Raw genomic sequence first — 24,843 nt, 5'->3', positions numbered from 1 at the left:
GAATGTAAGTGACCATGAATACTCATTTTTTCTTTGCTTTAGTATTGCCTGATGATATTAAGGCATATTTAAATGCTGTTACGGAACAACTAAAGACAGACTTTCCATTTAAGAAATGGCTGCATCCAGCCGATTATCATATTACGATGGCATTTTTGGGCAATGCTCCCGATACATTGAAAGAGGATGCTTTGGGGCGTGTGGAAAGCGAGCTTTCCAATGAGGCCTCATTCGGCTTGGAACTCGGCGATATCGGGGGGTTTGGCAAGAGTGAGAGTCCAAGGATTCTATGGGCAGGCGTCAAGCAGCAAGAAAGGCTTTTTGCCATTCAAAGGAAAGTCTATAATTCTTGCATCGAAGCGGGTTTTGAACTTGATAAAAAGCCGTTTAAGCCTCATATTACGCTGGCAAGAAAATTCGAGGGGGATAGTCCCTTTTCGTTGGAGGGCGTTCGCCAGATGGGGGATTTGCAGGATAAGCATTTTGAAGCAGATCAGGTTGCGTTATATCAAACACATCTTGGAGCTTCCCCTTCATACGAGAAGATTTTCACGATAAACCTTCAAAAATAGAGAGATGGGTGGTGGTCGAATGGCACAGCTCATAAAGATGCAGGATTATATTTCCCGGTATGAGCAGGATATTTATCGTTATCCAACACAATTTGCACGGTTGAAAAAACAGCAATGGGATAAATTGAAGGCTGCTTATAATGCGGGCGAGCTAGATCGGTTGTATAGCGAACAAACTGAAAGTGAAAAACAGGTCAAATTTGATCCGCCTCAGGAAGATTCAATGGGCCTGTTTAAAAAGATGAAAGGCATATTCCGCCGGACAGGTAAACAGGAGTCAGAAGCAGAAGAACTGCAGATACCGAACCAGATTGAAGATTCTAATGTTTTTTCATTAAGATTTCCGTTCCGACCGGACAGTCTGGATGAATTAAAGCAAAATTTTTTAAATCAATTGCTTCGTTTTCAAATGAAATGGGGGAGTTCGACGCTTCGTGAAAAGTCATTTGTGGACCAATCATTCTTTTTGGATGAGAGGCTCCGCTTTTTTCTGCAGCGTTTTCCGGATACGTTTCTCGTATTATATAAACCTATCTTTCTTTTGAAAAATGCGCCTGTTGAAGCCGAAGTCATTTTATTGACCCCTGTTGATGCTTGGTGCATCACTTTTCTGGAAGCGGAAGAAGACGCTGCTTTCATCGGTTCAAGTGAACGATTCTGGGTCCGTAGGCATCATAAGCATCCTGATAAAAAAGTGCTCAACCCTTTGCTTGGTGCAAATCGGATGACGAACATCGTCTCCCAGTTATTTGAGCTATATGAAGTGAACATGCCGATTAAAAAGGTGATTTTATCCCGGAATGGATATGTCGATTATCCCGAAGCCCCTTATGATATTACGATATTGGATAAACGGACCTTCCCGGAGTGGTTTGAAAGGATGCGGGCTATATCGTCTCCTCTTAAGGCACAGCAGTTAAAAGGGGCACAGGCTTTGCTTGAATATTGCCAAACTACATCCAGCCTGCGACCTGAATGGGAAGCCGGTTATAACCAAACGGAAGGAAATCAGCATGCCGCACCTTAAAGAAACGGTGTATTTCATTGTCAATCCAATGGCTGGAAATGGAGAGAGTTTGAAGGTTTGGAAAAAAGCCGAGAAAATACTGAAATCAAAAGCTGTTCCCCATGAGGTGTTTTTTACACGGGAAAAGGGGCATGCGATAAGATTGACGAAGGAGATTCTATCAGGCACGAATCATGATACCCGATTGATCGCTGTCGGGGGGGATGGCACGATTAATGAAGTGATAAATGGCGCCATTGGTTTCCCCCACGCTATCATTGGCGCCCTTGCGGCTGGATCCGGCAATGATTATGTAAGGGGCATTCAAAAAACCGAGAGTGTGGAAGAAGCTCTTTCTTTATTTCAGGATAATGCCTTTAGTGCCATTGATATTGGACAGTTCGAGACGAATGGTAAGATGGGTTATTTCGTGAACAGCCTGGGAATGGGCATTGATGCTGAAATTTCCGATGAAGCGGACCGTTCCCCACTGAAAAAATGGTTTAATTTTGTCAGAGCGGGTAAATTAATTTATCTGTTCATTTTTATAAAAAAGATATTTACTTACAATCCCAGCTGCATGGAATTGATCATTGATGGAGACCGGCATCTTTTGAAAAAGGTTTGGTTCATCGTCATTGCGAACCAGCCCTTTTTTGGCGGTGGGATGAAAATTTCACCGATGTCGAAGCTGGATGATGGCAAGTTGAACGTGATTGCGGTCCATGATATTCCTTTGGTGAAATTATTGACCGTCTTCATCACCGTTTTATGGGGCGGTCACCTAAACATAAAAAATGTTGATTCTTTTTCTGGTAAAATGATAAAAATGAACAATGAAGGGTCAGTAAAAATCCAGTCTGATGGGGAAATTGTTGGCAGGAACGAAGTAGCTGCAGCGGTTCTGAAAGAGAATTTGCGCGTCTTGTTACAGGGAGATAACCCTTACAAAAATATGAAATGATTTATTTGTTTTTGTTTTATGCGTATAATCGTTTTATAGTACTTGACGAAGAAACCGTTTTTCAACTAAAATTTAATTTATGGCTATTGTTTAATTGCTCAATAGCTATTTTTTTATTTCTCTAAATGAGGATGTTTTTAATTGCGGGTATCATCCCGATGCAAGTATATATGCAGCTTCGCCAGCAGGCGGATTTTTTATAAAACATGGACTCAAAGTAGTGGTAATACATACACTAGGTGAACGTACCCACATTTGTATGATTAAGCGAGGAAATCGAAGGTGAACCAGTTGGAACATTTATTAGGTCAGGAGTGGGATATATCCCCTGCTGGAGGAGCTACGGGAGAAGCCTTTATTGCCGAGAAAGAGGGGCAGAAGCTCTTCCTTAAACGAAATTCATCGCCATTTTTAGCTGTTCTTTCAGCTGAGGGCATTGTTCCAAAGTTAATGTGGACAAAACGCCTGGAAAATGGGGATGTAATTACGGCCCAGCATTGGATGGAAGGCAGGGAGCTATCTCAGCAGGAAATGAACAATATAAGAGTCGCAAAGCTGCTTCAAAAAATTCATCAATCCGATCCTTTGTTAAGCATGCTCAAAAGGCTTGGGAAATCCCCTTTACGACCTGAAAGTATACTTACAGACATAGAAACCGGGTTATCTTCGGATGTTACGGACATTCCGATTATCAAACAGGCCATCCATTTTTTACAGAACAATCTCCTGTTGATTGAATGCGACGAAAAAGTCGTCTGTCATTGTGATGTGAACCACAATAATTGGCTCATGACCGAAACGGACGGTTTGTTCCTGATTGATTGGGACGGAGCGGTCATAGGCGATCCGGCCATTGACCTCGGCATACTCCTGTATTCATATGTCCCAAGGGAAGAATGGAATCAATGGCTTGCCCGTTACGGCAAGAAGCTTGACGCAGGCCTGGAGATGAGGATGAAATGGCACACGGTTTCACAACTTGTGCTTTCCATCCAATGGCATCATCGTAGAAAGCGGTACGAGGAAAGAAATGAATTACTGCAAAAACTGGAAGCGTTATTGATGGTCAGCTGATCAGAATTGATCTATATCATCCACCCACTGGGACAGGTCGTTCTGGTGGGTTGAAATATGGGCATCTAAATCGGCGGTACCGATGCCCGTCTGACTGTACTCGTAAATCTCCGTCAGTATCGTTTTCGCATTGCTGTCAATTTCCATATTGATCATTAAGGATTTGACGAGCCTTTCAACCTGTTCACATTCAGAAACGGATCCGCAGCAGTCTGTTTGGTGGTTGGTCAATATATCTTTCAATAGTGACATTTGATGTTCATGGGAAAGCGGCATATAATACCTCTCCTTTCTTAAACATGGATTCAAGGGATTCCCAGGTGGTTCTCGCCTGCCCTTCACTTATTTATGGTGTGTTTTGCTGAAAGTTTTATACATGAAAACTACGGAGACTGTCGCCTGGATGGCCGGCAGTTTTTTTATTTGAAGAGTGGTGTTTCCTGTAAAAATCAACTTGCAGGAATCCATGCACTCGTGTTATGGTTTGAACGATTATATTATAAATAGGGGTGTCATCATGCGTTTAAGAAATAAACCTTGGGCTGAAGACCGTTTGAATGATTTTCCACAATATGTAATTCAGCAGCCAGTGAGCCATAAAGGTAAATGGCATGAAGTTTTCGGAAACGATAATCCGTTATATATTGAAGTGGGTACGGGAAAAGGCCGTTTCATCACAGAAATGGCAAAAGCCCATCCTGATGTGAATTTCATTGGAATTGAAGTATATGGAAGCGTCATTGTAGCCGCATTGGACTTGCTGATTGAAGCGGATGTTCCCAATTTAAAGCTGTTGAATGTTGACGCAGCGAATTTAGGGGACTATTTTGCAAAAGGCGACGTCGATCGCGTCTACTTGAATTTCTCTGATCCATGGCCGAAATCACGTCATGCAAAACGTCGTTTAACGTATAAGACCTTCCTCGAAGTATATGAAGGCATCCTGCCAGACAAAGGCGAGATTCACTTCAAGACGGATAACCAAGGGTTATTCGAATCTTCCTTGAAAAGTATTTCCGAATACGGCATGCTCTTGAAATATGTAAGCCTTGATTTGCATAACAGCAGTTTTGAAGGCAACATCATGACTGAATATGAAGAAAAGTTCTCGAGTAAAGGCAACCGGATATACCGATTGGAAGCAATGTTCCAATAATCATCGATCGAAACCAGGTGCACAGCATCTGGTTTTTTTCTTTGGTTTATGATTCACGGGGATGCCTTGATTGTTATCAATTTCAATATATGGAAGTGAGTGTTAAACTAAAGGGAGAGGAGGGGTAAAATGGAAACGATGCAAATAGGGGAAATTAAATTAACGTGGTTGAATGGCGGTGTGACACACTTGGATGGCGGTGCGATGTTCGGTGTTGTACCGAAACCGCTTTGGTCCAAGAAGCATCCTGTTAACGAAAATAACCAAATCGAGTTACGTACGGATCCGATTTTGGTGCAGGCTAATGGATTGAACATGCTTATAGATTCCGGTATTGGCAATGGAAAGATGAATGACAAGCAGAAACGGAATTTTGGGGTGACGGAGGAATCCAATCTTGTCGAAGATCTTGGCAGACTTGGGATTCAGCCAAATGATATCGATTACATTTTAATGACCCATCTACATTTCGATCATGCCTGCGGATTGACGAAACGTGAAGGAGAAACTTGGGTACCTGTTTTCGAGCGTGCAGAAATCATCACGACCAAAACTGAATGGGCGGAAATGAAAAACCCGAATATTCGTTCAAAAAGTACATATTGGGCAGAAAACTGGGAGGCTGTCGCTTCTCTGGTACGTCCTTTTGAAGGTGAGCAGGAAATTACGGATGGCATTAAAATGATCCATACCGGGGGGCATAGTGATGGACATGCGATCATCATCATTGAAGATGGAGGGGATAGATTGATTCACATGGCAGATATCATGCCGACGCACGCGCATGCGAATGTCCTCTGGGTCCTCGCTTATGATGATTATCCCATGACTTCCATCGAGGCGAAGGAAAAGTGGATGAAATCCGGACTGGAAAATGGGTCCTGGTATAGCTTTTACCATGATGCCCAATACTGTGCCATCAAATGGGATGTAACGGGTAAGGAGATAATAGCCGAATTGAAACGGAAGCGTTAAGGAAAGCAAAAAGGAGGACGTCATCTTGACGGTCCTCCTTATTTTTGTTTCAATCATGTTGTGCATTAAGCTCCAATATCGTTCCTGTTGAGGCATCTGCAACAAATTCGAATTGCTCGCGTATACCCTCTGTATTCCTGGTGATCCCGCCTTTGTACACTTCATAGTCCAAATCGTTTTTTGTATAGTTCTCCGGCTTCATCAAGATCCATGAGCCATATATATTTCCATCCTTTTTGACTGTTTCCTTCACTTGGGCCAAGACTTTATCGGGAGAAGGTTTACTTGATTGATCCAATAGTTGTTTTGTTGCATAGCCTGCAGCGAACCCGGCTGCAGTACCTAGTAAAAACGTTTTCCAATTCATTGATTTCTCCTCCATTGCATTTTATAAAATCACTTCTTCTAGTATACAGAAGAACGCTTTATTTGACTAATAATTTGAAATTTTACCCATAAACTGATAAATTAGAACTTTCTAGTGTAACACGATGCTAAGTTTTGTAAAATAGAAAGAAACAATACATAGTTAGGGGTAGAAAAATGAATCATGAGACTTTGGAGCTTTTTAAAACATTGACGGAATTACCGGGAGCCTCGGGAAATGAACATGCAGTTCGGAGTTTCATGAAGAGTGAGTTGGAAAAGTATTCCGATGAAATCGTCCAAGATCGCCTTGGCGGAATATTTGGCCTGAAAAGAGGCAATGAGGATGGGCCGACAGTACTGGTTGCCGGGCACATGGATGAAGTGGGATTCATGGTCACCTCCGTAACGGAAAATGGAATGATTCGCTTTCAGACCCTGGGAGGCTGGTGGAGTCAAGTGCTTTTGGCCCAAAGAGTCGAGATCATAACCGATAACGGTCCGGTCATTGGTGTCATTGGTTCGATTCCGCCCCACTTGCTTGATGAATCGCAACGCTCAAAACCAATGGATATCAAAAATATGCTGATTGATATCGGGGCGGATGATAAGGAAGATGTGAAGAGAATCGGTATTAAGCCTGGTCAGCAGATTGTACCGATTTGTCCATTCACGCCGATGGCCAATGAGAAGAAAATCCTCGCAAAAGCGTGGGATAATCGTTATGGCTGCGGACTTGCGATTGAATTGTTAAAAGATTTAAAAGGTGAAACGTTACCGAATGTCTTATATTCCGGGGCAACCGTCCAGGAGGAAGTGGGATTACGGGGTGCGCAAACTGCAGCCCATATGATCAAACCGGATCTTTTCTTTGCTTTGGATGCAAGTCCGGCGAACGATATGTCCGGCAGTAAAAGTGAATTTGGCCAGCTGGGAAAAGGGGCACTGCTCCGCATTTTTGATCGTTCGATGGTTACGCATCGCGGCATGAGGGAATTCATCCTTGATACGGCAGAGTCGAATGAGATTCCGTATCAATATTTCGTTTCCCAGGGCGGTACGGATGCAGGGCAAGTCCATATTGCAAACGAAGGCATTCCAAGCGGGGTGATTGGCATTTGTTCCCGCTATATCCATACACATGCATCCATGATTCATATTGATGATTATGCCGCTGCACGTGAACTGATTGGGAAATTGGTTCGTTCCTGTGATAAAACGACATTCGAGACTTTGATAAAAAACGGTTGATGGAGGAAGCTGAAATGGAAAGGGATGCTGTCATGATCCTTTTCCATCAGCTTTTTTTACATAGAAGGAAGGTAATTATATTGAAAATAGCAGTAGGCAGTAAGAATCCGGCGAAAGTAAGTGCCGTGCTTGGTGTATATGAAGATGCTGAAATCCTTTCGCTTCAAGTGGAGAGCGGGGTCCCGGAACAGCCTTTTTCAGACGAGGAAACGATGGAGGGGGCAATTACTCGTGCCCGGAATTGCTTGATTCACAGTGATGCCGAAATGGGTATCGGACTTGAAGGCGGTGTCGTGAAAATGGGACAAGCGCTGTTTCTGTGTAATTGGGGTGCAATGGCCACGAGGGACGGTGAGGTCTTTGTAGCTGCAGGAGCGAGAATCCCTGTTCCGGGAATTGTTGCCGGGAAGCTGCTGGACGGTGAAGAGTTGGGCCCCGTGATGGACGCCTTCACAAAGCAAGAGAATATTAGCAAAAAGGAAGGGGCAATAGGCGTATTTACAAATGAGCGGATCACCAGGGGCGAAATGTTCCTTCATATCATGAGGATGCTAGCCGGTCAACACGAATATAAGCGGAAAATGAAAAAGCGGGATTTTTGAATCACTGTCATGGAAAGGCGGGCTTCGATTTGGAAACGAACACTGCCAAAACTGAGCAGAATAAGACAGGGTTTTAATGAGCGGCCTTGCTAATATAGTGATAAGGGGTGAGCGGATATGGGGTGGGTTGAATCAATCCAAAAGGCCATCGACTATATCGAAGAGCACTTATTGGAGGACCTGACAATCGAGAGCATTTCCAGGCAGGCGAATGCCTCAGCTTTTCATTTTCAACGGACTTTCACCATTTTAACGGATATATCAATTGGTGAATATATCCGGCGTCGAAGACTGACCTTAGCTGCCCAGGAGATTTCATCCACAAATGGTAAGGTCATTGATTTAGCCTACAAGTACGGCTATGACACCCCCGAGGCATTCTCAAAAGCTTTTCGAAGGCAGCATGGGGTATCTCCAAGCGAAGCTCGAAAGTATATGGGGAAGCTGAAATTTTATGAACGCCTGATGATACAGGTCATTCTGAAAGGGGCTAAACCGATGAAATACAATATCCTTGAAAGGGATTCCTTTCAATTGATTGGAATCAAGCAAGAGTTTTCCTTGGTTAATGAAGAGAATTTGATAGGGATTCCAAAGTTGTGGGAGAAAGTCAATTCGAATGGAACAGGAGATAGGTTAGCGAAGTTGAACAATGGCCAAATAGATGGCTTGCTTGGTGTATGTGTCGATAAGCGGGCTGTGGGAGAAAATGAAACGATGGATTATTGGATAGGTGCAGAGTATGCCGGGAAAGTGCCTGAAGAGTTTTCAACCCTTATGATACCGGCTTCCAAGTGGGTTGTATTTGAAGTTCACGGACCTATGCCTGATGCCATGCAACAAGCTTGGAAGCGGATTTTTTCCGAATGGTTCCCAACCAGCGGTCATGAACATGCCGGAACCCCTGAATTGGAAGTATACGCGAATGACGATGCTTCAAACCCTGACTATTACTCCGAAATTTGGATTCCGATTAAAAAGGGATAGTTTTCAACCATAAAAATTCATTCGTTTTTCGCTTGCAGGGAGTTAGGCATCTAATTTCCCCCTGCAAGCTTTTTATCATTTCCTGCCAGAAGACTCCCTCTTCAAGTGTGTGAAGGGAGAGAGCCCAACGGTAAAGAGGAAATGAATGGCAGTTGGCATAAGCCAAAATGAATCGTACGTTCGATGGTCAGTCCTTTATACTTGTGCTGGATTTACAGCCCTTCTTCAAATATATAAGAAAGCACCTTCATGGCTTGGTTCACGGATTCGACAGTGACACTCGCCTTTTCCGATAATTCCTTTAAGGCATGGTGATGGGATTCCGGGCGAATCAAAATAAGCGGTTTTCCCAAGGAAACGGCGGTGCTTGCGTCCATGGCAGTATTCCATTGCTTATATTTCTCGCCAAACAAAGCGACGACAAGATCGGCTTTTTTCATCAAAAGACCTGTCCGCAAATTATTGATTTGGGAAGCGGCTGCATCCTTCAGGATAGGATTTGGCTGTTCCCCGAGGATATCTTCACCGATATTATCGGAGCGTTCATGATTTTCCATCGGGCCGACGAATTCTAATGGAAGCTTCAGTGCAGCGGCCTTATCTCTCAACTCACTTCTCCAATTTGTATGGATTTCCCCAGCAAGATACACGGTTAACTTCATTGTTTTCCTCCTCGATATTAAAATTGCTTTCATTGTACCATGTTTTTTAGAAAATGGATGAATTCCATAAATAAGGATAATATTATCCATAAGGTAATAAAAGAGACGGCTGGAGGAATGACGATGGCTTTATCGAATAAGAATTTCCTTGTTATCTTGTTGATAAGCAGTTTGATCGTGGGCTGCTCAGGGATCGAGAGACAAACCGAAAAGGCAATGAAGGCTGCTGAAGTGGCTTTTCGTGACGATGAAAAACAGCCCAATCAAGAGGCAGGGCTAATTCAAGTCTATCTGCCAAATGATTTTAAAGTAGTGGAAGAACATGATAATAATTTGATTTTACAAAAAGGGGATAAGATTTATATATTATTTGTCAATCCAAATGAAAAAGAAGACAGCTCCGTGTTATATTTGGCGATAAAGGAACAAGAGGATCAGTTTGAAGTGCTGCATTCTTTTCAAACTGATGATAAATTCGGCTTTATTTCGATCAAAGAGATACCGAAAGAAAAGTATGAGCTTGCAGTGGGGATCGGCGGGGTGAAGCTGACAACCGAAACGGATAAAGACCAATTAAAAACCGATGCAAAACAAATGATGGAAATCGTTTCATCCGTGCCACAGAAATAAGATGACCCTGCCTTTCCACCGATCCGTATTAATGGTTGATTCGCGGAGAGTCTGGTATGATGGGATTATAAAAACTAAGGTGTCATTTAGAGCAGGAGGAATATTCAAATGGAAAATTTACAAACCGTTGAACAATATGATGCATTGAAAAATGAAGGCAAACATATCTTTCTTTTTTCAGCAACATGGTGTGGAGATTGCCGTGTAATCGAACCGATAATGCCGGAGATTGAAACGAAATTTCCTGACTTTACATTCATTTATGTGGACCGTGATGAATTCATCGATGTGTGTGCGGCAAATGATGTATTCGGTATACCAAGTTTCATCGCCTATGATAATGGTAAAGAGTTAGGCAGATTCGTGAGCAAGGATCGTAAAACGCAAGAACAAATTGAGGAATTCATTCAATCACTATAATCAAAATCCCCTTCTCGCTGGGGATTTTTCAATGAAGAGGAGGGTCAGTCATGAAAATGGACAGCACGAAGCTAAAAAATATCTTGAAGGAACGTTTAAAAGATGAGGGTCGGACATTCAAATTCGATAGCAAGCAAGATACGTTACGGGTGGAAAATGTGAAGACAGGGAAGGGAATCACCATCGAGTTGCCTCCTGTACTTGCTAACTATGAAAACGTACAGGAAAAGGCGATCGATGAAATTATTTATTACGTGGAAGAGGCCCTGAATGTGATGGGGGAAGAACACAGCATGGAAGGCAAGGAGAAATTCATTTTCCCAGTCATCCGCTCGACCTCCTTTCCAATGGAATCGGAAGAAGGAAATCCATTTTTATTCGATGAGCATACAGCTGAAACCCGGATTTTTTATGCCCTTGATTTAGGTAAAACCTACCGTCTTATAGATGAAAAGATGATTCAACGTGAAAATTGGCAGGGTGACAGGATCCGTGAAATTGCCCTTTTTAATGCCCGTTCCCTTTCCACTGAAATGAAGTCGGATATCGTTGCAGGTAATGCATTTTATTTTTTGAACACGAATGATGGATATGATGCCAGCAGGATCCTGAATGAATCATGGCTTCGGGAAATGAAGGACAAGATCGAGGGGACCATGGCTGTGGCCATTCCCCATCAGGATGTCATCATCATTGCCGATGTGAAGAATGATACGGGCTATGATATTCTGGCGCAAATGGCGATGAGCTTCTTTGCCAGCGGTCATGTTCCGATAACGGCTCTATCATTCCTTTACGAAGAAAATGAGCTGGAGCCCATCTTCATTATGGGTAAAAACAAAAAGCGTGAACAATAATATATTGAATCACAAAAGGACCGTGTCAGCATCTGGCAGCGGTCCTTTTAAAGTTTGATAGAGTATATGACTCTTGGAGTTGATATTTATTTTTTAATCGGCGATAATATAATTGAAATATTTTGAAAATATGGAATAAAACAATAGAACAAGCGGATGAACGCTGCGGAAGAGTGCAAAGCATTGAGCCACCGAAGGAGTAAGTTCCAAAAGTATTCCTTGGAAAAACACTCTGTCCGTTTTAGCGTCCAATATAATAATGGGTTGATTGCAATTTTTTTAAATTGAATAGAAGCGCCTTTTGCTTAGTAAACGTAAATGCAGTTCCGGCATTATAAAAAGATTTTCATTGGTTTTCCGGAGGTAGTTATGCCGATTATAAGAAATATTGAATTATTCTTTCCAGAGGATAGACAGGCAAATTTAATCTTTTATAGGGAAACAAGATGTATCGCTTCTTTATACAGTCGTTTGCTTTCAGAATTCAAAACGGATGAATATAAGGGAATACTGATTAATTGTGTATCAGGCTTGGACATAATAAACAAATTAGACGCTGGTTCGTTTATTATGTTTAATCATAAATCTGTTTTCGCTGAGATTAATATGAAAGAGTTTTTATCTTTGCCTACGGACCAAAGGAAAAAAGAATATACACTTGAAGTTATGCAAAAACCTTTAGAACAAGTAGCTAAGGAACTTAATCTTGATATTGGCCATTTTAAGGCCATCCATCAAAAAATAATAAACCTGGGCTTTGCGAACAAGTGGATTTATGCGAAGAAAAGCAGCCCTAACAGAAAATATTCTTGCAGTATTGTCTGTGAACAAGAAGTTTCTTATATAGATGTGTTTCTCGAAATCAAAAAGAGAAACGATGAAGTTATAGGAAGAGAACGGATCATGAGAGAAACCGATACCGATGAACAGCATCTTTTCAGTAAATTAGGAAAAATAGGCTGGACACACAATCATAAAGTTTCATTTTCAGATCCAGATTATAAAACTAAATTTGTAGTCACCTTCTTAGAAAAGAAAGAATCCGAGAACTTATATTGGAAATATGAACAGCAAATATTCCAATAGAATCCTTTTTAGTAGTGCGGTAGTTTAAGCAACTAAGTAACGACCCGTAAGCAGGGTCCTATACTATTACACTGTTTATCCACAATGATATTCAACGGGGCATGATGTATAAATGCTATACAGGGGCCACGAAAGGCATACCCGACAAAGGGGGAGAATTACCGTGAACGTGAAAAGCAAATTAATGGACATGCTGGAAGCCCGAAAAGGGGAAATGGTTCAAATCCGCCGTCACTTACACGAGAATCCGGAACTATCCTTCAAAGAAGAGAAAACGGCACAATATATCATTGATTTTTATAAAGGGAAAGATGTGTCGATACAAACGAATATAGGAAATGGATTAGGGATCATCGTAACGATCGAAGGCGGAAAACCTGGGAAAACGATAGGTCTCCGTGCGGATTTCGATGCATTGCCGATTACGGAAGAAGCGGAGGTCCCGTTCCGTTCAAAAAATGAAGGTGTCATGCATGCCTGCGGACACGATGGGCATACCGCTTATTTATTAGTACTGGCAGACTGCATCAATGAGCTGAAAGATTCCCTATCAGGTACAATCAAAATAATCCATCAACATGCAGAAGAGACACCCCCAGGAGGAGCAAAAAGCATTATGGAATCAGGGGCTTTGGATGAACTGGATGCTGTTTTTGGAATCCACTTATTTCCGTCGCATCCAGCAGGGGTCGTCGGGTATCGCGGCGGCTATTCGATGGCTGGACGGACCTATTTCAAACTGGCGATAAAGGGTGTAGGCGGCCATGGTTCCTCCCCGCATATGGCTAATGATTCCATTGTGGCAGGGGCCCATTTCGTGACAGCCGTACAAACCGTAATCAGCCGTCGCTTGAACCCATTTGATATGGGTGTAGTCACAATCGGGTCCTTCGATGGAAAAGGAAGCTTTAATGTCATTAAAGATCGTATAGAAATTGAAGGGGATGTCCGTTATATGACAGCGGAAACCCAACAGCTGATCGATAAGGAAATCCACCGGATCGTCAAAGGGGTAGAAACGGAATTCGATGTTCAGTGCGAACTTACATATGTGCCCGATTACCCTCCGTTATATAATGACCCTGAACTGACTGGATTCGTGAAAAAAAGCCTGGAAAGCATGAATGATAAAGATATTAAAAAGGTTGTGGAATTTCCGGTTTTCTCAGGTTCAGAAGATTTTTCGTATTATGCAGAAAAGATACCAGGCTGCTTCTTTTACATTGGCTGTAAACCGAAAGGGGTGGAGAAGGCATATTTCAATCACCATCCTAAATTCGACATTGATGAAGATGCCCTTTTGATCGCTTCCAAATCAGTGGCGCAGGTTGTTTGCAGTTTTTATGAATGGAAATAGTCCCTTTGGTCCTTGTTTGCAAAAAAAACGGAGAAACCCACAAAACACCGTTCGGTATTAACGAACGGTGTTTTATGGGTTGTGAAAGGTATTTGGATGCTGTCGGGGGTTTCATTGAAGGATGATGTAATGAATAGGGCAGTCTGCTTTCAAGTCAGCATGAAAACTTAATCTCTTTGTAAACGCGATTTAACAGCTGTGTTTTATTTAAATAGTAGACTAGGGGCTAATGTTATTTCGCGATGATAGGTTTAAACTCATTTCAGAAGGGGTTTAATAGGGTAGGAGTTCTGCGAAATACGTTTAGTTGGTAAGAATGCGATAAAAAAAAGATACTAATCCCAATTTAGCTTAAATTTTCTCGATATTTTTAAAATAACTGGTAGAATTAGTTCCATAACTACAGATGTAGAAAGAGTGATAGTTTTGAAATGGCTAAATAAGATGAAAAAATGGTTCCAAGCAGAGGAAATTATTGAAATCGAAGAAATTATTATAGATGAACCGCTTGATGAAGAGACATTAAGGAAAATGGATTTTTCGAAGCTTTCGAAGTCAAAGAAAGAAGAAATAAAGGTTTATAATCAAAATGTGGAAAAAATGTCACAGACGCCAGACCCGGATACGAAAATCCTGTTTCAATATCCAAAAGGCCAGTTCAAGTTTCCGCTCATTCCAGACCGGGAGCAGAATAAAAGAAAGCCTAGGGAAAGAAACAGGGAGGACAACGAACCTAAACAGGGGAAGAATGTGCCCAAAGAAACACCGAGAAGGCCTGTAAGGGATCCTGAACCAAAACGGAGAAGCTTCGACAGGGAGGAAACTTCAAAAATAGTCCCGTCAAATACTCCATTCCGCCCAACGGAAATCCCTTCACCCATTTACGGGTTCCGTCGTCCGGAAAAAAAAATAGTCCCTTCTGAAGAAATTGTCGAATATGAATTGGAAAGCAAAATGCCCATCCTAAAAAAAGAAGAACCCGATATCGAGATTCCGGTATCGATCCCTGAAATCTCAAAAGGTGCGTCACATGAGGCAATGACGGTAGAACCCGCCATTCTTATACCGGAACAAGCGGAAGAAAAAAAGGAAGATTCGGAGATACCCGCTTTCTTTCGAAGAAATCCCATTGAGTCACTGCCAGAAGAAGCAGTAAGCGAGCCTAACATTATTGAGCCTGAGGTAGAAAAAGAGGCTATTGAACAGGACCAAGTCGATTTTGGACGCGAAGTCGCTGTATCCATCATGGAACAGGCGGACTACACTCCGCCTGAAGCGATATCGGTTCCCGGGGAGGTTGCTGTACAATCAAATCAACCATCCGTAAGTCAAGAAACAATGCCTGAAAGTGACCCATCTGAAGCAATACCTGAAGTGCAGCCTAAACGTCCGAAAAAACATATCCCATTTAATGTGATGATGCTTAAGCAAGATCGGGAAAAAAATGGCTTCATGAATAGAATGATGCCGGAAAAAAAAAGCCTTGATTCGGAAAGGGCAGTAGTTTCACCTGACAAACGGCCTATGGATGACGCTGCCCAAACGGAGGCAGGACAAGCGGAACCATCCGCCATTCCCGAACGGAAACCGGAGGAAAGCAGAGTTATGCCGAAAGAGGGGACTCCGGACATTACACCTGCCTTTTTGGACACCGAAACCGCCGCAGTGCCTGAAAATACAGTTGAATCCAATATTGGTTCCGACCCTAAGCGGCTTCTTGAACAGGAATCCCCCATTTCTGGAGATGGGTATCAAGAAGCAGTTTATACAGAGACAGCGGAAAGTGGCCAAGGCGATGCCCCGGAAGTTTTTGGCTCCGTGGAAGCGGATGATAATCCATACTATGTGTTTCCGAATATCGAATTGCTGACACCTCCCACTTATGCTGTGCATGATGATGAGTGGCTCGAGGAACAGACATTATTACTTGATCAGACATTGAAAAATTTCAATGTCCGTGCAAAGGTCGTCAATGTCACTCAAGGACCGGCAGTAACTCGTTTCGAGGTGCATCCGGAGCCGGGAGTGAAGGTGAATAAAGTGACGAACCTGATGGATGACATCAAATTAAGCCTTGCTGCTCAGGATATGAGGATGGAAGCGCCCATTCCGGGTAAACATACAATCGGCATCGAGATTCCGAACAGGAAAAGCAAACCGGTATTTTTGCGTGAGGTTTTGGAAAGTACTGAGTTTCAAGAGCATGAATCACCGCTTGCCGTGGCTTTAGGACTCGATATATCCGGTCAGCCGATTATCACGGATTTGAGAAAGATGCCGCATGGATTGATAGCCGGGCAAACTGGATCGGGGAAAAGTGTCTGTATCAACACCATGCTGGTCAGCTTGCTGTATAAAGCGACGCCGCAGGAGTTGAAGTTACTATTGATCGATCCGAAAATGGTCGAGCTCGCCCCATATAACCGGATCCCGCATTTGGTCAGTCCAGTCATAACCGATGTAAAAGCCGCTACGGCTGCGTTGAAATGGGCTGTAGAGGAGATGGAACGACGTTATGAATTGTTTGTACATGCGGGTGTACGTGATATCACCCGCTTTAATGAACAAGCGGAAAAAGCCGGTCAATATTCAAGCAAGCTGCCTTATATCCTGGTGATCATCGATGAGCTTGCGGATCTAATGATGATGTCCCCGGCTGATGTAGAGGAAGCGATTTGCCGGATTGCTCAAAAGGCCCGTGCCTGCGGCATCCATTTGATTGTAGCCACTCAAAGACCTTCAGTCGATGTCATAACTGGATTGATCAAGGCAAATATCCCGACAAGGATCGCTTTTTCGGTTTCTTCACAAGTCGACTCCCGTACAATCATCGATAGCGGCGGTGCAGAAAAACTATTGGGAAGAGGGGATATGTTATTCGCTGAAAACGGCTCTTCAAAAACGGTGCGCCTGCAAGGGACTTTCGTGAGTGATGAAGAAATCGATCAAGTGGTCAACCATGTTAAACTGGAGCAGCAACCGAAATACCTGTTTGAACAGGAAGACTTGCTGAACAGGGCCCAGGTCACGGAAGAAGCGGATGAACTGTTTTTCGAGGCTTGTGAATTTGTCGTGAGCCAGCAGGCCGCATCTGCATCGAGCGTCCAAAGGCGCTTCCGTGTCGGATATAACCGTGCAGCGCGTCTAATAGAAATGATGGAGCAACATGGAGTCGTTTCCGAATCCAGGGGCTCAAGGCCAAGGGATGTATTGATTACGGAAGAAGAACTGGAATTTTTACATGTTAATTAAGAGAACCTAATAAAAGGAAATTGTATATAATGTGAAAGGGTGAAAACCCTTTTTTATCACCTTAATTGAGGGAAAAACCAATGATTTGATAAATTGGCATCTGCCTGACATGGATGAATGAATAAAAAAGTGATATAATAGATTTTTGTTGATGAATGATTGAAAATAAAAGCTTGAAAACCTATGAAGAAATTGCGTTACTAACAAGTCTCGTAATGGAAAAACAAATAAAAGATGACGTCATATACTGTCATACAGGTAGACGATTGGTGGAGGTTCGCTTTATGACTGCTTACCATTTTGTGGGAATTAAAGGGTCGGGTATGAGTGCTCTTGCACAAATACTGCATGATATGAATATTGAAGTGCAGGGTTCCGATTACGAAAAAGAATTTTTTACACAATTGGCATTAGAAAAAGCCGGGATTAAAATCCTTCCTTTCAACGAGGAAAATATTCAACCTGGAATGACCATCATTGCAGGAAATGCGTTTCCGGATAGTCATCCGGAAATCGTAAAGGCAAAAGAACTTGATTTGCCGATTATCCGTTATCACCGTTTCCTAGGTGATTTCATGAAAAACTTCATTAGCGTGGCGGTTACGGGAGCGCATGGTAAAACATCGACGACCGGCTTACTTGCCCATGTAATGGGGGGCGCTAAACCGACATCCTTCTTGATTGGGGATGGAACGGGTAAAGGGATCGTGAATTCTGATTACTTCGTATTCGAAGCATGTGAATATCGCCGTCATTTCCTTTCCTATTATCCGGATTATGCAATCATGACGAATATCGATTTTGATCATCCTGATTATTACGCCAATGTCGAAGACGTGTTCGAGGCTTTCCAAACGATGGCCCTCCAGGTCAACAAAGGCATCATAGCGTGCGGGGATGATGAGCATTTACCACATATTCAGGCGAAAGTACCGGTTATTTTTTACGGATTTGCAGAAGGAAATGATTTTCAAGCGAAAAATGTTTCCGTCACTCCGGATGGCACGACTTTTGATGTGCATGTAAGGAACAATTACTATGATACATTCACAATTCCTACTTTTGGAAAGCATAATGTGTTGAATGCACTTGGTGTCATTGCACTTTGTAAATATGAAAACTTGGATACGGAAGCTGTGAAAGCCCAATTGCGGACTTTTGGCGGAGTTAAACGCCGGTTCTCCGAAAAGGAAATCGGAAGTCAGATCATCATTGATGATTATGCACACCATCCGACCGAGATCTCTGCAACTGTTGACTCGGCTCGTCAGAAATATCCAGAGCGTGAAGTTGTTGCGGTATTCCAGCCGCATACATTCTCGAGAACGCAGGCATTCCTGGACGAATTCGCCGACAGCTTGAATTTGGCCGACAAAGTATACTTATGTGAAATTTTTGGATCTGCTCGTGAACATCAAGGAAAGTTATCGATTGAAGACCTTCAAGAAAGGATTCCAGGTGCCGAGCTGATTACGGAGAACACAACATCAATATTGCAAAACCATGATAACAGTGTCGTGTTATTCATGGGTGCGGGGGACATTCAAAAGTTCCAAGCAGCCTACGAGCATACACTGCAGGTAAAATAAAAAAACGACCGATCCGTTAGTAGCGGGTTGGTCGTTTTTTTATTGGTTTTTATGTTATTTTAAATTTTCTGGATTTAAATTTTCCAGTTCCGGTAAAACGAAGCGTCCGTCCTTGCGTATCAAGACGTCATCAAAATGGATTTCCCCGCCGCCGTATTCAGGCCGCTGGATATTGACCAGGTCCCAGTGAATGTCTGAATGGTTTCCGTTATAGGCATCATCATAGCATTGTCCGGGAGTGAAATGAAAACTTCCATCAATTTTTTCATCAAAGAGGATATCTTGCATCGGGTGTAGAATATAAGGATTTACACCAATTGCAAATTCACCGACATATCGTGCGCCTTCATCAGTATCAAAAATTTTGTTGATGCGTTCCGTATCATTCGCAACCGCTTCAACGATTTTTCCATCCTTGAATGTTAACTTCACGTTTTCAAAAGTAAAACCCTGATAAGGGGAAGGAGTATTATACGAAATCACTCCATTGATGGAATCTTTAACTGGAGCCGTATATACTTCACCGTCAGGAATGTTCAGCTCACCCGCACATTTGATGGCTTTAATGTCTTTGATGGAGAAGGTTAGGTCCGTACCGGGCCCAGTTAAGCGGACCTTATCCGTTTTATCCATCAATTCAACAAGGTTGTCCATTGCTGCGCTCATTTTGCCATAGTCGAGGTTGCAGACTTCGAAATAAAAGTCTTCGAATGCTTCTGTGCTCATTTTGGCTAATTGGGCCATGGAATTTGTCGGGTAGCGAAGTACAACCCATTTTGTTTTTGGCACGCGGATATTTCTATGTACTTTACCGATTGTCTGTCCATGAATCGCCATCTTCTCCGAAGGGACATCGGATTGTTCATTGATATTATCCCCGGCACGAAGCCCGATATAAGCATCCATCTGGTTCATTACGTTTGCTTCAAACTCACCCATCATCTTGTACTGTTCTTCTTTGGCACTCATCAGCAAGGCACGATCCACTTGGTGATCCTTTAACAGGACGAATGGGTAACCACCTGCTGCATAGGCTTCATTCACAAGTGCGTTAACAAGTTCACGCTGCAATCCAAAGTTTTCGATCAAGATTCTTTCACCTTTTTGAAGCTTCACGGAATAATTGATTAAGTTTTTGGCCAATGTACCAATTCTGGGATCTTTCATAAAAAATACCTCCATTGTTTAAATTCGACTTATCTTTTCTATCATACCCGATTTCCTGCCATAAGTGTCACCTATGAATTTCGCGGAGGAAATGGATGCAGACAACAATATTTCCAGATTAGGGTTTGATAGGGTATATTGAAAAAATAAATACGTTTATAATAATAGGGAAGGGGTAATTAATATCTAACAGCTATTAAATAAGTCGATTTTTTTCGGAGGTGTTCCAATGGAGATTATTTTATACGTAAGTGCTGCTGTTGCAGCTATAGCTTTTTTGGTACTAGTTATTTTTCTAACAAAGGTACTGACATCACTTCAAACTACCCTGGACAGTGTGGCCCGGACGCTGACAGGACTAGAGAGCCAAATGCAGGGCATAACGCTCGAAACTACTCAGTTATTACATAAAACGAATACGTTGGCTGAAGATTTGCAGCAAAAGTCAGAAAACCTGAACACGGTGGTGGATGCGGTGAAGGATGTAGGTACATCCATCTCTAGCTTTAATTCTTCCATCCAAAAGGTTTCCCATAAAGTGCAGGCTGAGATTGATAATAATCAAGAAAGAATCTCACAAATTGTACAATGGAGCAATGTAGCCATGGAGATCAGGGACAAATGGAAGGCCAGAAGCAAACAGGCAGCCCCGACCCCAAAAGAAAGGGCAGAGTTAGAAAGGGAAGCGCTGGAAACAGATAACTTACCTAAAAAAAGGTTTTTACGTTCCAGATCATAAAATCTAGTTAAAGAAAAATGAACTGAAAATTGAAAGGGGAATGTATTATGACTCAAAAAGAATTTCCGACAAAGGACTATCAGAAATCATATGAGGACGAACGCGACTCGATCAATTCTAAGGACTTTATGATTGGCGCCTTGATCGGCGGGATGATCGGAGCGGCTACAGCTTTGTTCATGGCTCCGAAAACAGGCAAGGAATTAAGGAATGACTTCAATGAACAAGCTAGAAACATTTCAGAGAAAACAGAAAGATTAAGACAAACGGCGATGGAAAAAGGTACAGTCCTTGCTGATACTGCAAAAGAAAAAACAAGCTCAGTCACGGAAATCGTTTCCAATAAATCTTCAAATATCGTCAACAAAGTGAAGAGCCTGAAAACGGGAAAAGAGAACGGCGACGCTGCTGATGATACAACGAATTCAAGCAATAAGGATATTGATGTAACCGGAACTACCGATGCTACTATCGTATCAGTCGAAACGAACTTCGCTAATGGAAATGACCCGGAAAATAATCCTGCAGATCCTACAAGCGGAAACAAGAATGCGGCAAAATTAAAACTTGATGAAGCGAAAAAGGCATTTGATGAAACGGAGAGTAAACTAAAAAATTAAACTCCTTAGATTCCTTTAATGGGAATGAAGAGGCATTAAGGAACGAAGAATAAGGCGGTGAAGTGCTTCGATGGCTTCATCGCCTTTTTGATGGTAAAATTTATATGACAAGGAAAGGAGACTGCTTTATGGTCATGAGCAAAATCGAAACAGAAGAACAATTCAATGAGCTTTTAAAAGAGGATACATTCCTGCTTTTCAAGCATAGCGTAACATGCCCTGTAAGTGCTGAAGCATTTGAACAATATGAGAGGTACATCTTAGGGAACGAACAACTTAAAACGGCCTATTTAGCCGTCCAGGAAGCTCGTCCACTATCCAATTATGTGGCAGAAACATTTGATGTCAAACATCAATCACCTCAGGCCATCCTTTTTAAAAGTGGAAAACCTGTCTGGAATGAATCTCATTGGCGGATTACATATGATTCATTGAGCAAGGCCATTACAGAATGAATTTGAAGGCCGGACCCCTTTTGTAGGGGGTCCGGCCTCTTATTATTCCAATGATTGGTGGGCCTAAGGATTTTAATCCTGGGGAAACCTTTTCTAGGGATGCCCTTCCTGTTCATTTAGCTATACAAAGACTCTTTAAACATTTCTCGATGGCTCAGACAAGTGACAGAAGATTTAAACATTTTCCCATGATCTTGAGGGAAATTATCAATTAAATGATAGCTTTCCTGTTCTATTTCCAATATAATTCCTACAACGGATCGTGTTTCAATATTCAGTTTCTTGCATGAGTGGCACCTAGTTTTATGTATTTATAACTTTAATGCTTAAAAGCGTTTAATTATTAAAGAAAAATATAGTGACATTTTTGGACACTTCATTTATAATTGATTTTATCATACATGAAATATTCTAAATTTTTCATTGATAAAACAATCGGGGTGGATGTTCGAGGATCCAGATGGGATTTTTTTAGTATGAGTCCGCTGAACCGATTTCTATTTTAAAAAACGAAGGGATGGATTTGTAATGAGCAACAAAGAGCTTGATGGACTTCGTAATCAACTGGATGATGTGAACCTTCAGTTATTACATCTTATTAATCAACGTGCTGAACTTGTACAGGAAATTGGTCGCGTTAAAGAAAAACAAGGTGTAAACCGTTACGATCCTGTCCGTGAAAGAACAATGCTGGATCTTATCGAAGCCAATAATCAAGGACCGCTTGATCTTGGTTCGATTAAACATATTTTCAAAGAAATCTTTAAATTGGGCTTGGAGCTGCAAAAAGATGATCAGAAGAAAACGCTTCTTGTATCAAGAAAACAAAAGGCTGAAGACACTATCATCGACATTAAGGGTGAATTGGTAGGTAACGGGATCCCTAGCTTCGTTTTCGGACCATGTGCCGTTGAATCTTATAAACAGACAGCTGCGGTGGCGGAAGTCATTAAAGCTAAAGGTTTGAAATTGATGCGCGGCGGTGCCTTTAAGCCACGTACATCTCCATATGACTTCCAAGGACTTGGTTTGGAAGGTTTACAAATACTTAAACGTGTTGCTGATGAATACGGCTTGGCTGTCATCAGTGAAATCGTGAGTGCCAACGATATTGAAGCGGCAATCGATCATATCGATGTCATCCAAATCGGGGCGCGCAACATGCAAAACTTCGACTTGCTAAAAGCGGCAGGTGCTGTAAATAAACCAGTACTTTTAAAACGCGGACTGGCTGCAACGATTGAAGAGTTCATTCATGCAGCGGAATACATCATGTCGCAGGGCAATGGCAACATCATCCTTTGTGAACGCGGTATCCGCACATACGAAAAAGCAACAAGAAATACACTTGATATCTCTGCTGTACCGATTTTAAAACAAGAAACCCATTTACCGGTCATGGTTGATGTAACCCATTCAACTGGACGTCGCGATCTCTTGCTTCCTACGGCTAAAGCGGCTCTTGCAATCGGTGCTGACGGTGTTATGGCTGAAGTGCATCCAGATCCTTCCGTTGCTCTATCGGATTCTGCACAGCAAATGGACTTCAAACAATTTGATGAATTCTACGATGAAATTAAACGTTTGAACTGGGTAACTGTATAAGCCAAGAAAGTCTTTAAATGATCTACTTACGGCCCTTACCAACTTGGCAAGGGCTTTTTTTAATGGTAAAATACTAGTTTTTGCAGAAAAAGCTTCGAAATAAGCACTATTGGATTGCAGGAAAGATTCGACTATCGTATGATAAATAACAAGAATGAGAACTGTTCGGAAGATTGGGTCATACATAAAGTGATATCTATGTGAATTTTATACTTGAATAGGGTATTGAATATTTGACTGAGAAGAGAGTAGGACTGCTTTTTTGTTAGGCAGATCGTTCCTAAAATAATCTTCCTTATAGAGAAAAACGCATAAAAGATTTTTTTTCGAAATAATTCGGGTCTTTTATGGGGAAAATGAAAGAAATGGAGGAATGGATGAATGAATAATATAACCATTTATGATGTGGCGCGTGAGGCGAATGTTTCCATGGCCACCGTTTCCCGCGTAGTTAACGGGAATCCAAATGTAAAGCCTGCAACAAGGAAGAAAGTTTCCGATGTTATTGAAAAGTTAGGGTACCGTCCCAATGCAGTGGCAAGGGGACTTGCTTCAAAGAAAACGACTACAGTCGGGGTCATCATCCCGGATATCTCGAGCATCTTTTTTGCCGAATTGGCACGGGGCATAGAAGATATAGCCACCATGTATAAATACAATATCATTCTAAGCAGTTCTGATGAGAATATAGATAAGGAATTCCATTTGCTGAATACGATGCTTGGAAAACAAGTGGATGGTATCGTATTCATGGGCGGCAACATTTCCGATGAGCATGTCAAAGAGTTTAAGAATTCACCGGTTCCAATCGTTCTCGCAGGTTCGGTGGATGAAAGCGGGCAAGTTCCATCGGTTAATATTGATTATGAGGCGGCGGCATTCGACGCAGTGACCTTCTTTGCTGATAAAGGCCACAAGCATATCGCTTTTGTAAGCGGAAACCCTTCCGCGCTGATTAATGAAATGAAATTGACTGGATATAAACGGGGATTGAAGGAAGCTGGTCTTTCATTTGATGAAAGGTATATTGTTGAAGGTGATTATACATATGATTCAGGAATTGAATCTTTTGAAAAGTACCTGGAAGTTGAAGACAGACCGACGGCATTCATCGCCGGTGCTGATGAAATGGCGCTTGGAATTGTCCATGCCGCACAGGACAAAGGGTATAATGTGCCGGAAGACTTTGAAGTGATCAGCTTCGATAACACAAGATTGACATTGATGGTGCGTCCGCAAATCACGACGATCGTTCAACCTTTATATGACATTGGTGCGGTTGCGATGAGGCTTCTTACAAAGTTGATGAACAAAGAACAAGTGGAGGAAGGTCTTGAAAAAGTGATCCTGCCGCATCGGATTGAAAACCGTCAATCAACGAAATGAACTGGTTTGGAGAGTGTCCCGAGGGCACTCTCTTTTTGTTCCCCCAATGTATTACCAAACCAAAA

The 24,843-nt window shown here is 42.2% G+C and carries 25 protein-coding genes; 21 read left to right on the top strand and 4 right to left on the bottom strand.

What is annotated here, in order from left to right; all coding sequences use genetic code 11:
• Positions 1-14 precede the first annotated feature (14 nt).
• The 4 genes from thpR to ACIQYG_RS02705 all read left to right on the top strand — a co-directional run bounded on the left by thpR (position 15) and on the right by ACIQYG_RS02705 (position 3,616).
• Positions 15-572: an RNA 2',3'-cyclic phosphodiesterase gene (thpR, locus tag ACIQYG_RS02720; protein WP_402835494.1), complete on the top strand. Its 558-nt coding sequence runs from the start codon at positions 15-17 to the stop codon at positions 570-572.
• Positions 573-591: 19 nt separating this feature from the next.
• Entirely contained in the window at positions 592-1,599 is a 1,008-nt protein-coding gene (locus ACIQYG_RS02715; protein ID WP_402835357.1) for an NERD domain-containing protein, read from the top strand.
• Positions 1,511-2,542 (top strand): diacylglycerol/lipid kinase family protein, encoded by a 1,032-nt coding sequence (locus ACIQYG_RS02710; RefSeq protein WP_402835356.1) that lies wholly within the window; start codon positions 1,511-1,513, stop codon positions 2,540-2,542. Before ACIQYG_RS02715 ends, ACIQYG_RS02710 begins: the two co-directional genes overlap by 89 nt.
• A gap of 291 nt (positions 2,543-2,833) precedes the next feature.
• Positions 2,834-3,616: a phosphotransferase family protein gene (locus ACIQYG_RS02705; RefSeq protein ID WP_034311469.1), complete on the top strand. Its 783-nt coding sequence runs from the start codon at positions 2,834-2,836 to the stop codon at positions 3,614-3,616.
• Here ACIQYG_RS02705 and ACIQYG_RS02700 read toward each other — a convergent pair whose 3' ends face one another.
• Positions 3,617-3,892 (bottom strand): YtzH-like family protein, encoded by a 276-nt coding sequence (locus ACIQYG_RS02700; RefSeq protein ID WP_402835355.1) that lies wholly within the window; start codon positions 3,890-3,892, stop codon positions 3,617-3,619.
• 241 nt (positions 3,893-4,133) lie between these two features.
• Here ACIQYG_RS02700 and trmB point away from each other — a divergent pair, with 241 nt between their 5' ends.
• Together trmB and ACIQYG_RS02690 are read left to right on the top strand one after the other, a co-directional pair.
• Positions 4,134-4,772 carry a tRNA (guanosine(46)-N7)-methyltransferase TrmB gene (trmB, locus tag ACIQYG_RS02695; protein WP_251539812.1) on the top strand — a complete coding sequence of 213 codons (639 nt, stop codon included), beginning with the start codon at positions 4,134-4,136 and terminating at the stop codon, positions 4,770-4,772.
• 129 nt (positions 4,773-4,901) lie between these two features.
• On the top strand, positions 4,902-5,747 hold the full coding sequence (locus tag ACIQYG_RS02690) for a YtnP family quorum-quenching lactonase (protein WP_402835354.1): 846 nt from the start codon (positions 4,902-4,904) through the stop codon (positions 5,745-5,747).
• Positions 5,748-5,796: 49 nt separating this feature from the next.
• Here the strand turns inward: ACIQYG_RS02690 and ACIQYG_RS02685 are convergent, their stop codons facing one another.
• Entirely contained in the window at positions 5,797-6,114 is a 318-nt protein-coding gene (locus ACIQYG_RS02685; RefSeq protein WP_402835353.1) for a hypothetical protein, read from the bottom strand.
• Positions 6,115-6,290: 176 nt separating this feature from the next.
• On the opposite strand from ACIQYG_RS02685, the gene ACIQYG_RS02680 reads away from it, so the two are divergent.
• The 3 genes from ACIQYG_RS02680 to ACIQYG_RS02670 all read left to right on the top strand — a co-directional run bounded on the left by ACIQYG_RS02680 (position 6,291) and on the right by ACIQYG_RS02670 (position 8,953).
• Positions 6,291-7,364, top strand: coding sequence for a M42 family metallopeptidase (locus tag ACIQYG_RS02680; RefSeq protein ID WP_402835352.1), 1,074 nt, complete (start codon positions 6,291-6,293; stop codon positions 7,362-7,364).
• 80 nt (positions 7,365-7,444) lie between these two features.
• Entirely contained in the window at positions 7,445-7,966 is a 522-nt protein-coding gene (locus ACIQYG_RS02675) for a DUF84 family protein (RefSeq protein WP_402835493.1), read from the top strand.
• A gap of 117 nt (positions 7,967-8,083) precedes the next feature.
• Entirely contained in the window at positions 8,084-8,953 is an 870-nt protein-coding gene (locus tag ACIQYG_RS02670) for an AraC family transcriptional regulator (RefSeq protein ID WP_402835351.1), read from the top strand.
• A 212-nt stretch (positions 8,954-9,165) separates the two neighbouring features.
• On the opposite strand, the gene ACIQYG_RS02665 is transcribed toward ACIQYG_RS02670, so the two are convergent.
• Positions 9,166-9,615, bottom strand: a complete 450-nt coding sequence (locus ACIQYG_RS02665; RefSeq protein ID WP_402835350.1) for a YtoQ family protein — start codon at positions 9,613-9,615, stop codon at positions 9,166-9,168.
• 123 nt (positions 9,616-9,738) lie between these two features.
• On the opposite strand from ACIQYG_RS02665, the gene ACIQYG_RS02660 reads away from it, so the two are divergent.
• The 7 genes from ACIQYG_RS02660 (at position 9,739) to murC (ending at position 18,806) form a co-directional block, all read left to right on the top strand.
• The gene (locus ACIQYG_RS02660) at positions 9,739-10,245 is read left to right on the top strand and encodes a hypothetical protein (protein WP_402835349.1); all 507 of its coding nucleotides are present in this window, start codon (positions 9,739-9,741) and stop codon (positions 10,243-10,245) included.
• Positions 10,246-10,353: 108 nt separating this feature from the next.
• Entirely contained in the window at positions 10,354-10,665 is a 312-nt protein-coding gene (locus tag ACIQYG_RS02655; RefSeq protein WP_207436825.1) for a thioredoxin family protein, read from the top strand.
• Between the two features lie 50 nt (positions 10,666-10,715).
• Positions 10,716-11,522 (top strand): DUF1444 domain-containing protein, encoded by an 807-nt coding sequence (locus tag ACIQYG_RS02650; protein WP_133349728.1) that lies wholly within the window; start codon positions 10,716-10,718, stop codon positions 11,520-11,522.
• A gap of 369 nt (positions 11,523-11,891) precedes the next feature.
• Positions 11,892-12,608 (top strand): hypothetical protein, encoded by a 717-nt coding sequence (locus tag ACIQYG_RS02645; RefSeq protein WP_402835348.1) that lies wholly within the window; start codon positions 11,892-11,894, stop codon positions 12,606-12,608.
• Positions 12,609-12,777: 169 nt separating this feature from the next.
• On the top strand, positions 12,778-13,965 hold the full coding sequence (locus tag ACIQYG_RS02640; RefSeq protein ID WP_402835492.1) for an amidohydrolase: 1,188 nt from the start codon (positions 12,778-12,780) through the stop codon (positions 13,963-13,965).
• A 426-nt stretch (positions 13,966-14,391) separates the two neighbouring features.
• Positions 14,392-17,217 carry a DNA translocase FtsK gene (locus ACIQYG_RS02635; RefSeq protein WP_483878381.1) on the top strand — a complete coding sequence of 942 codons (2,826 nt, stop codon included), beginning with the start codon at positions 14,392-14,394 and terminating at the stop codon, positions 17,215-17,217.
• 284 nt (positions 17,218-17,501) lie between these two features.
• The gene (gene murC, locus ACIQYG_RS02630) at positions 17,502-18,806 is read left to right on the top strand and encodes a UDP-N-acetylmuramate--L-alanine ligase (RefSeq protein WP_402835347.1); all 1,305 of its coding nucleotides are present in this window, start codon (positions 17,502-17,504) and stop codon (positions 18,804-18,806) included.
• A 54-nt stretch (positions 18,807-18,860) separates the two neighbouring features.
• Here murC and ACIQYG_RS02625 read toward each other — a convergent pair whose 3' ends face one another.
• The gene (locus ACIQYG_RS02625) at positions 18,861-19,973 is read right to left on the bottom strand and encodes an aminopeptidase (RefSeq protein WP_402835346.1); all 1,113 of its coding nucleotides are present in this window, start codon (positions 19,971-19,973) and stop codon (positions 18,861-18,863) included.
• Positions 19,974-20,202: 229 nt separating this feature from the next.
• Between ACIQYG_RS02625 and ACIQYG_RS02620 the strand changes: the two genes are divergently transcribed.
• From ACIQYG_RS02620 to ccpA, 5 genes are all read left to right on the top strand, one after another.
• Positions 20,203-20,712 (top strand): DUF948 domain-containing protein, encoded by a 510-nt coding sequence (locus ACIQYG_RS02620; protein ID WP_402835345.1) that lies wholly within the window; start codon positions 20,203-20,205, stop codon positions 20,710-20,712.
• Between the two features lie 47 nt (positions 20,713-20,759).
• The gene (locus ACIQYG_RS02615; protein ID WP_402835344.1) at positions 20,760-21,332 is read left to right on the top strand and encodes a YtxH domain-containing protein; all 573 of its coding nucleotides are present in this window, start codon (positions 20,760-20,762) and stop codon (positions 21,330-21,332) included.
• A gap of 128 nt (positions 21,333-21,460) precedes the next feature.
• Positions 21,461-21,787 (top strand): bacillithiol system redox-active protein YtxJ, encoded by a 327-nt coding sequence (gene ytxJ, locus ACIQYG_RS02610; protein WP_063594411.1) that lies wholly within the window; start codon positions 21,461-21,463, stop codon positions 21,785-21,787.
• Between the two features lie 528 nt (positions 21,788-22,315).
• Positions 22,316-23,392: a bifunctional 3-deoxy-7-phosphoheptulonate synthase/chorismate mutase gene (locus tag ACIQYG_RS02605; RefSeq protein WP_402835343.1), complete on the top strand. Its 1,077-nt coding sequence runs from the start codon at positions 22,316-22,318 to the stop codon at positions 23,390-23,392.
• Positions 23,393-23,773: 381 nt separating this feature from the next.
• Positions 23,774-24,778: a catabolite control protein A gene (ccpA, locus tag ACIQYG_RS02600; RefSeq protein WP_402835342.1), complete on the top strand. Its 1,005-nt coding sequence runs from the start codon at positions 23,774-23,776 to the stop codon at positions 24,776-24,778.
• Positions 24,779-24,843: the final 65 nt, after the last annotated feature.

Origin of the sequence: Peribacillus sp. NPDC096622, from assembly GCF_044762665.1 — a bacterium.
Lineage (GTDB): Bacteria > Bacillota > Bacilli > Bacillales > DSM-1321 > Peribacillus > Peribacillus frigoritolerans_B.
The sequence above is the reverse complement of the archived record's forward strand: the minus strand, read 5'-3'. Positions and strand labels throughout refer to the sequence as shown.

Bases quoted from the DNA above. Each gene is read 5' to 3' on its own strand.
- thpR (WP_402835494.1), top strand. From the start codon at position 15: ATGAATACTCATTTTTTCTTTGCTTTAGTATTGCCTGATGATATTAAG.
- ACIQYG_RS02715 (WP_402835357.1), top strand. From the start codon at position 592: ATGGCACAGCTCATAAAGATGCAGGATTATATTTCCCGGTATGAGCAG.
- ACIQYG_RS02700 (WP_402835355.1), bottom strand. From the start codon at position 3,892: ATGCCGCTTTCCCATGAACATCAAATGTCACTATTGAAAGATATATTG.
- trmB (WP_251539812.1), top strand. From the start codon at position 4,134: ATGCGTTTAAGAAATAAACCTTGGGCTGAAGACCGTTTGAATGATTTT.
- ACIQYG_RS02690 (WP_402835354.1), top strand. From the start codon at position 4,902: ATGGAAACGATGCAAATAGGGGAAATTAAATTAACGTGGTTGAATGGC.
- ACIQYG_RS02685 (WP_402835353.1), bottom strand. From the start codon at position 6,114: ATGAATTGGAAAACGTTTTTACTAGGTACTGCAGCCGGGTTCGCTGCA.
- ACIQYG_RS02680 (WP_402835352.1), top strand. From the start codon at position 6,291: ATGAATCATGAGACTTTGGAGCTTTTTAAAACATTGACGGAATTACCG.
- ACIQYG_RS02670 (WP_402835351.1), top strand. From the start codon at position 8,084: ATGGGGTGGGTTGAATCAATCCAAAAGGCCATCGACTATATCGAAGAG.
- ACIQYG_RS02665 (WP_402835350.1), bottom strand. From the start codon at position 9,615: ATGAAGTTAACCGTGTATCTTGCTGGGGAAATCCATACAAATTGGAGA.
- ACIQYG_RS02660 (WP_402835349.1), top strand. From the start codon at position 9,739: ATGGCTTTATCGAATAAGAATTTCCTTGTTATCTTGTTGATAAGCAGT.
- ACIQYG_RS02655 (WP_207436825.1), top strand. From the start codon at position 10,354: ATGGAAAATTTACAAACCGTTGAACAATATGATGCATTGAAAAATGAA.
- ACIQYG_RS02650 (WP_133349728.1), top strand. From the start codon at position 10,716: ATGAAAATGGACAGCACGAAGCTAAAAAATATCTTGAAGGAACGTTTA.
- ACIQYG_RS02645 (WP_402835348.1), top strand. From the start codon at position 11,892: ATGCCGATTATAAGAAATATTGAATTATTCTTTCCAGAGGATAGACAG.
- murC (WP_402835347.1), top strand. From the start codon at position 17,502: ATGACTGCTTACCATTTTGTGGGAATTAAAGGGTCGGGTATGAGTGCT.
- ACIQYG_RS02625 (WP_402835346.1), bottom strand. From the start codon at position 19,973: ATGAAAGATCCCAGAATTGGTACATTGGCCAAAAACTTAATCAATTAT.
- ACIQYG_RS02620 (WP_402835345.1), top strand. From the start codon at position 20,203: ATGGAGATTATTTTATACGTAAGTGCTGCTGTTGCAGCTATAGCTTTT.
- ACIQYG_RS02615 (WP_402835344.1), top strand. From the start codon at position 20,760: ATGACTCAAAAAGAATTTCCGACAAAGGACTATCAGAAATCATATGAG.
- ytxJ (WP_063594411.1), top strand. From the start codon at position 21,461: ATGGTCATGAGCAAAATCGAAACAGAAGAACAATTCAATGAGCTTTTA.
- ACIQYG_RS02605 (WP_402835343.1), top strand. From the start codon at position 22,316: ATGAGCAACAAAGAGCTTGATGGACTTCGTAATCAACTGGATGATGTG.
- ccpA (WP_402835342.1), top strand. From the start codon at position 23,774: ATGAATAATATAACCATTTATGATGTGGCGCGTGAGGCGAATGTTTCC.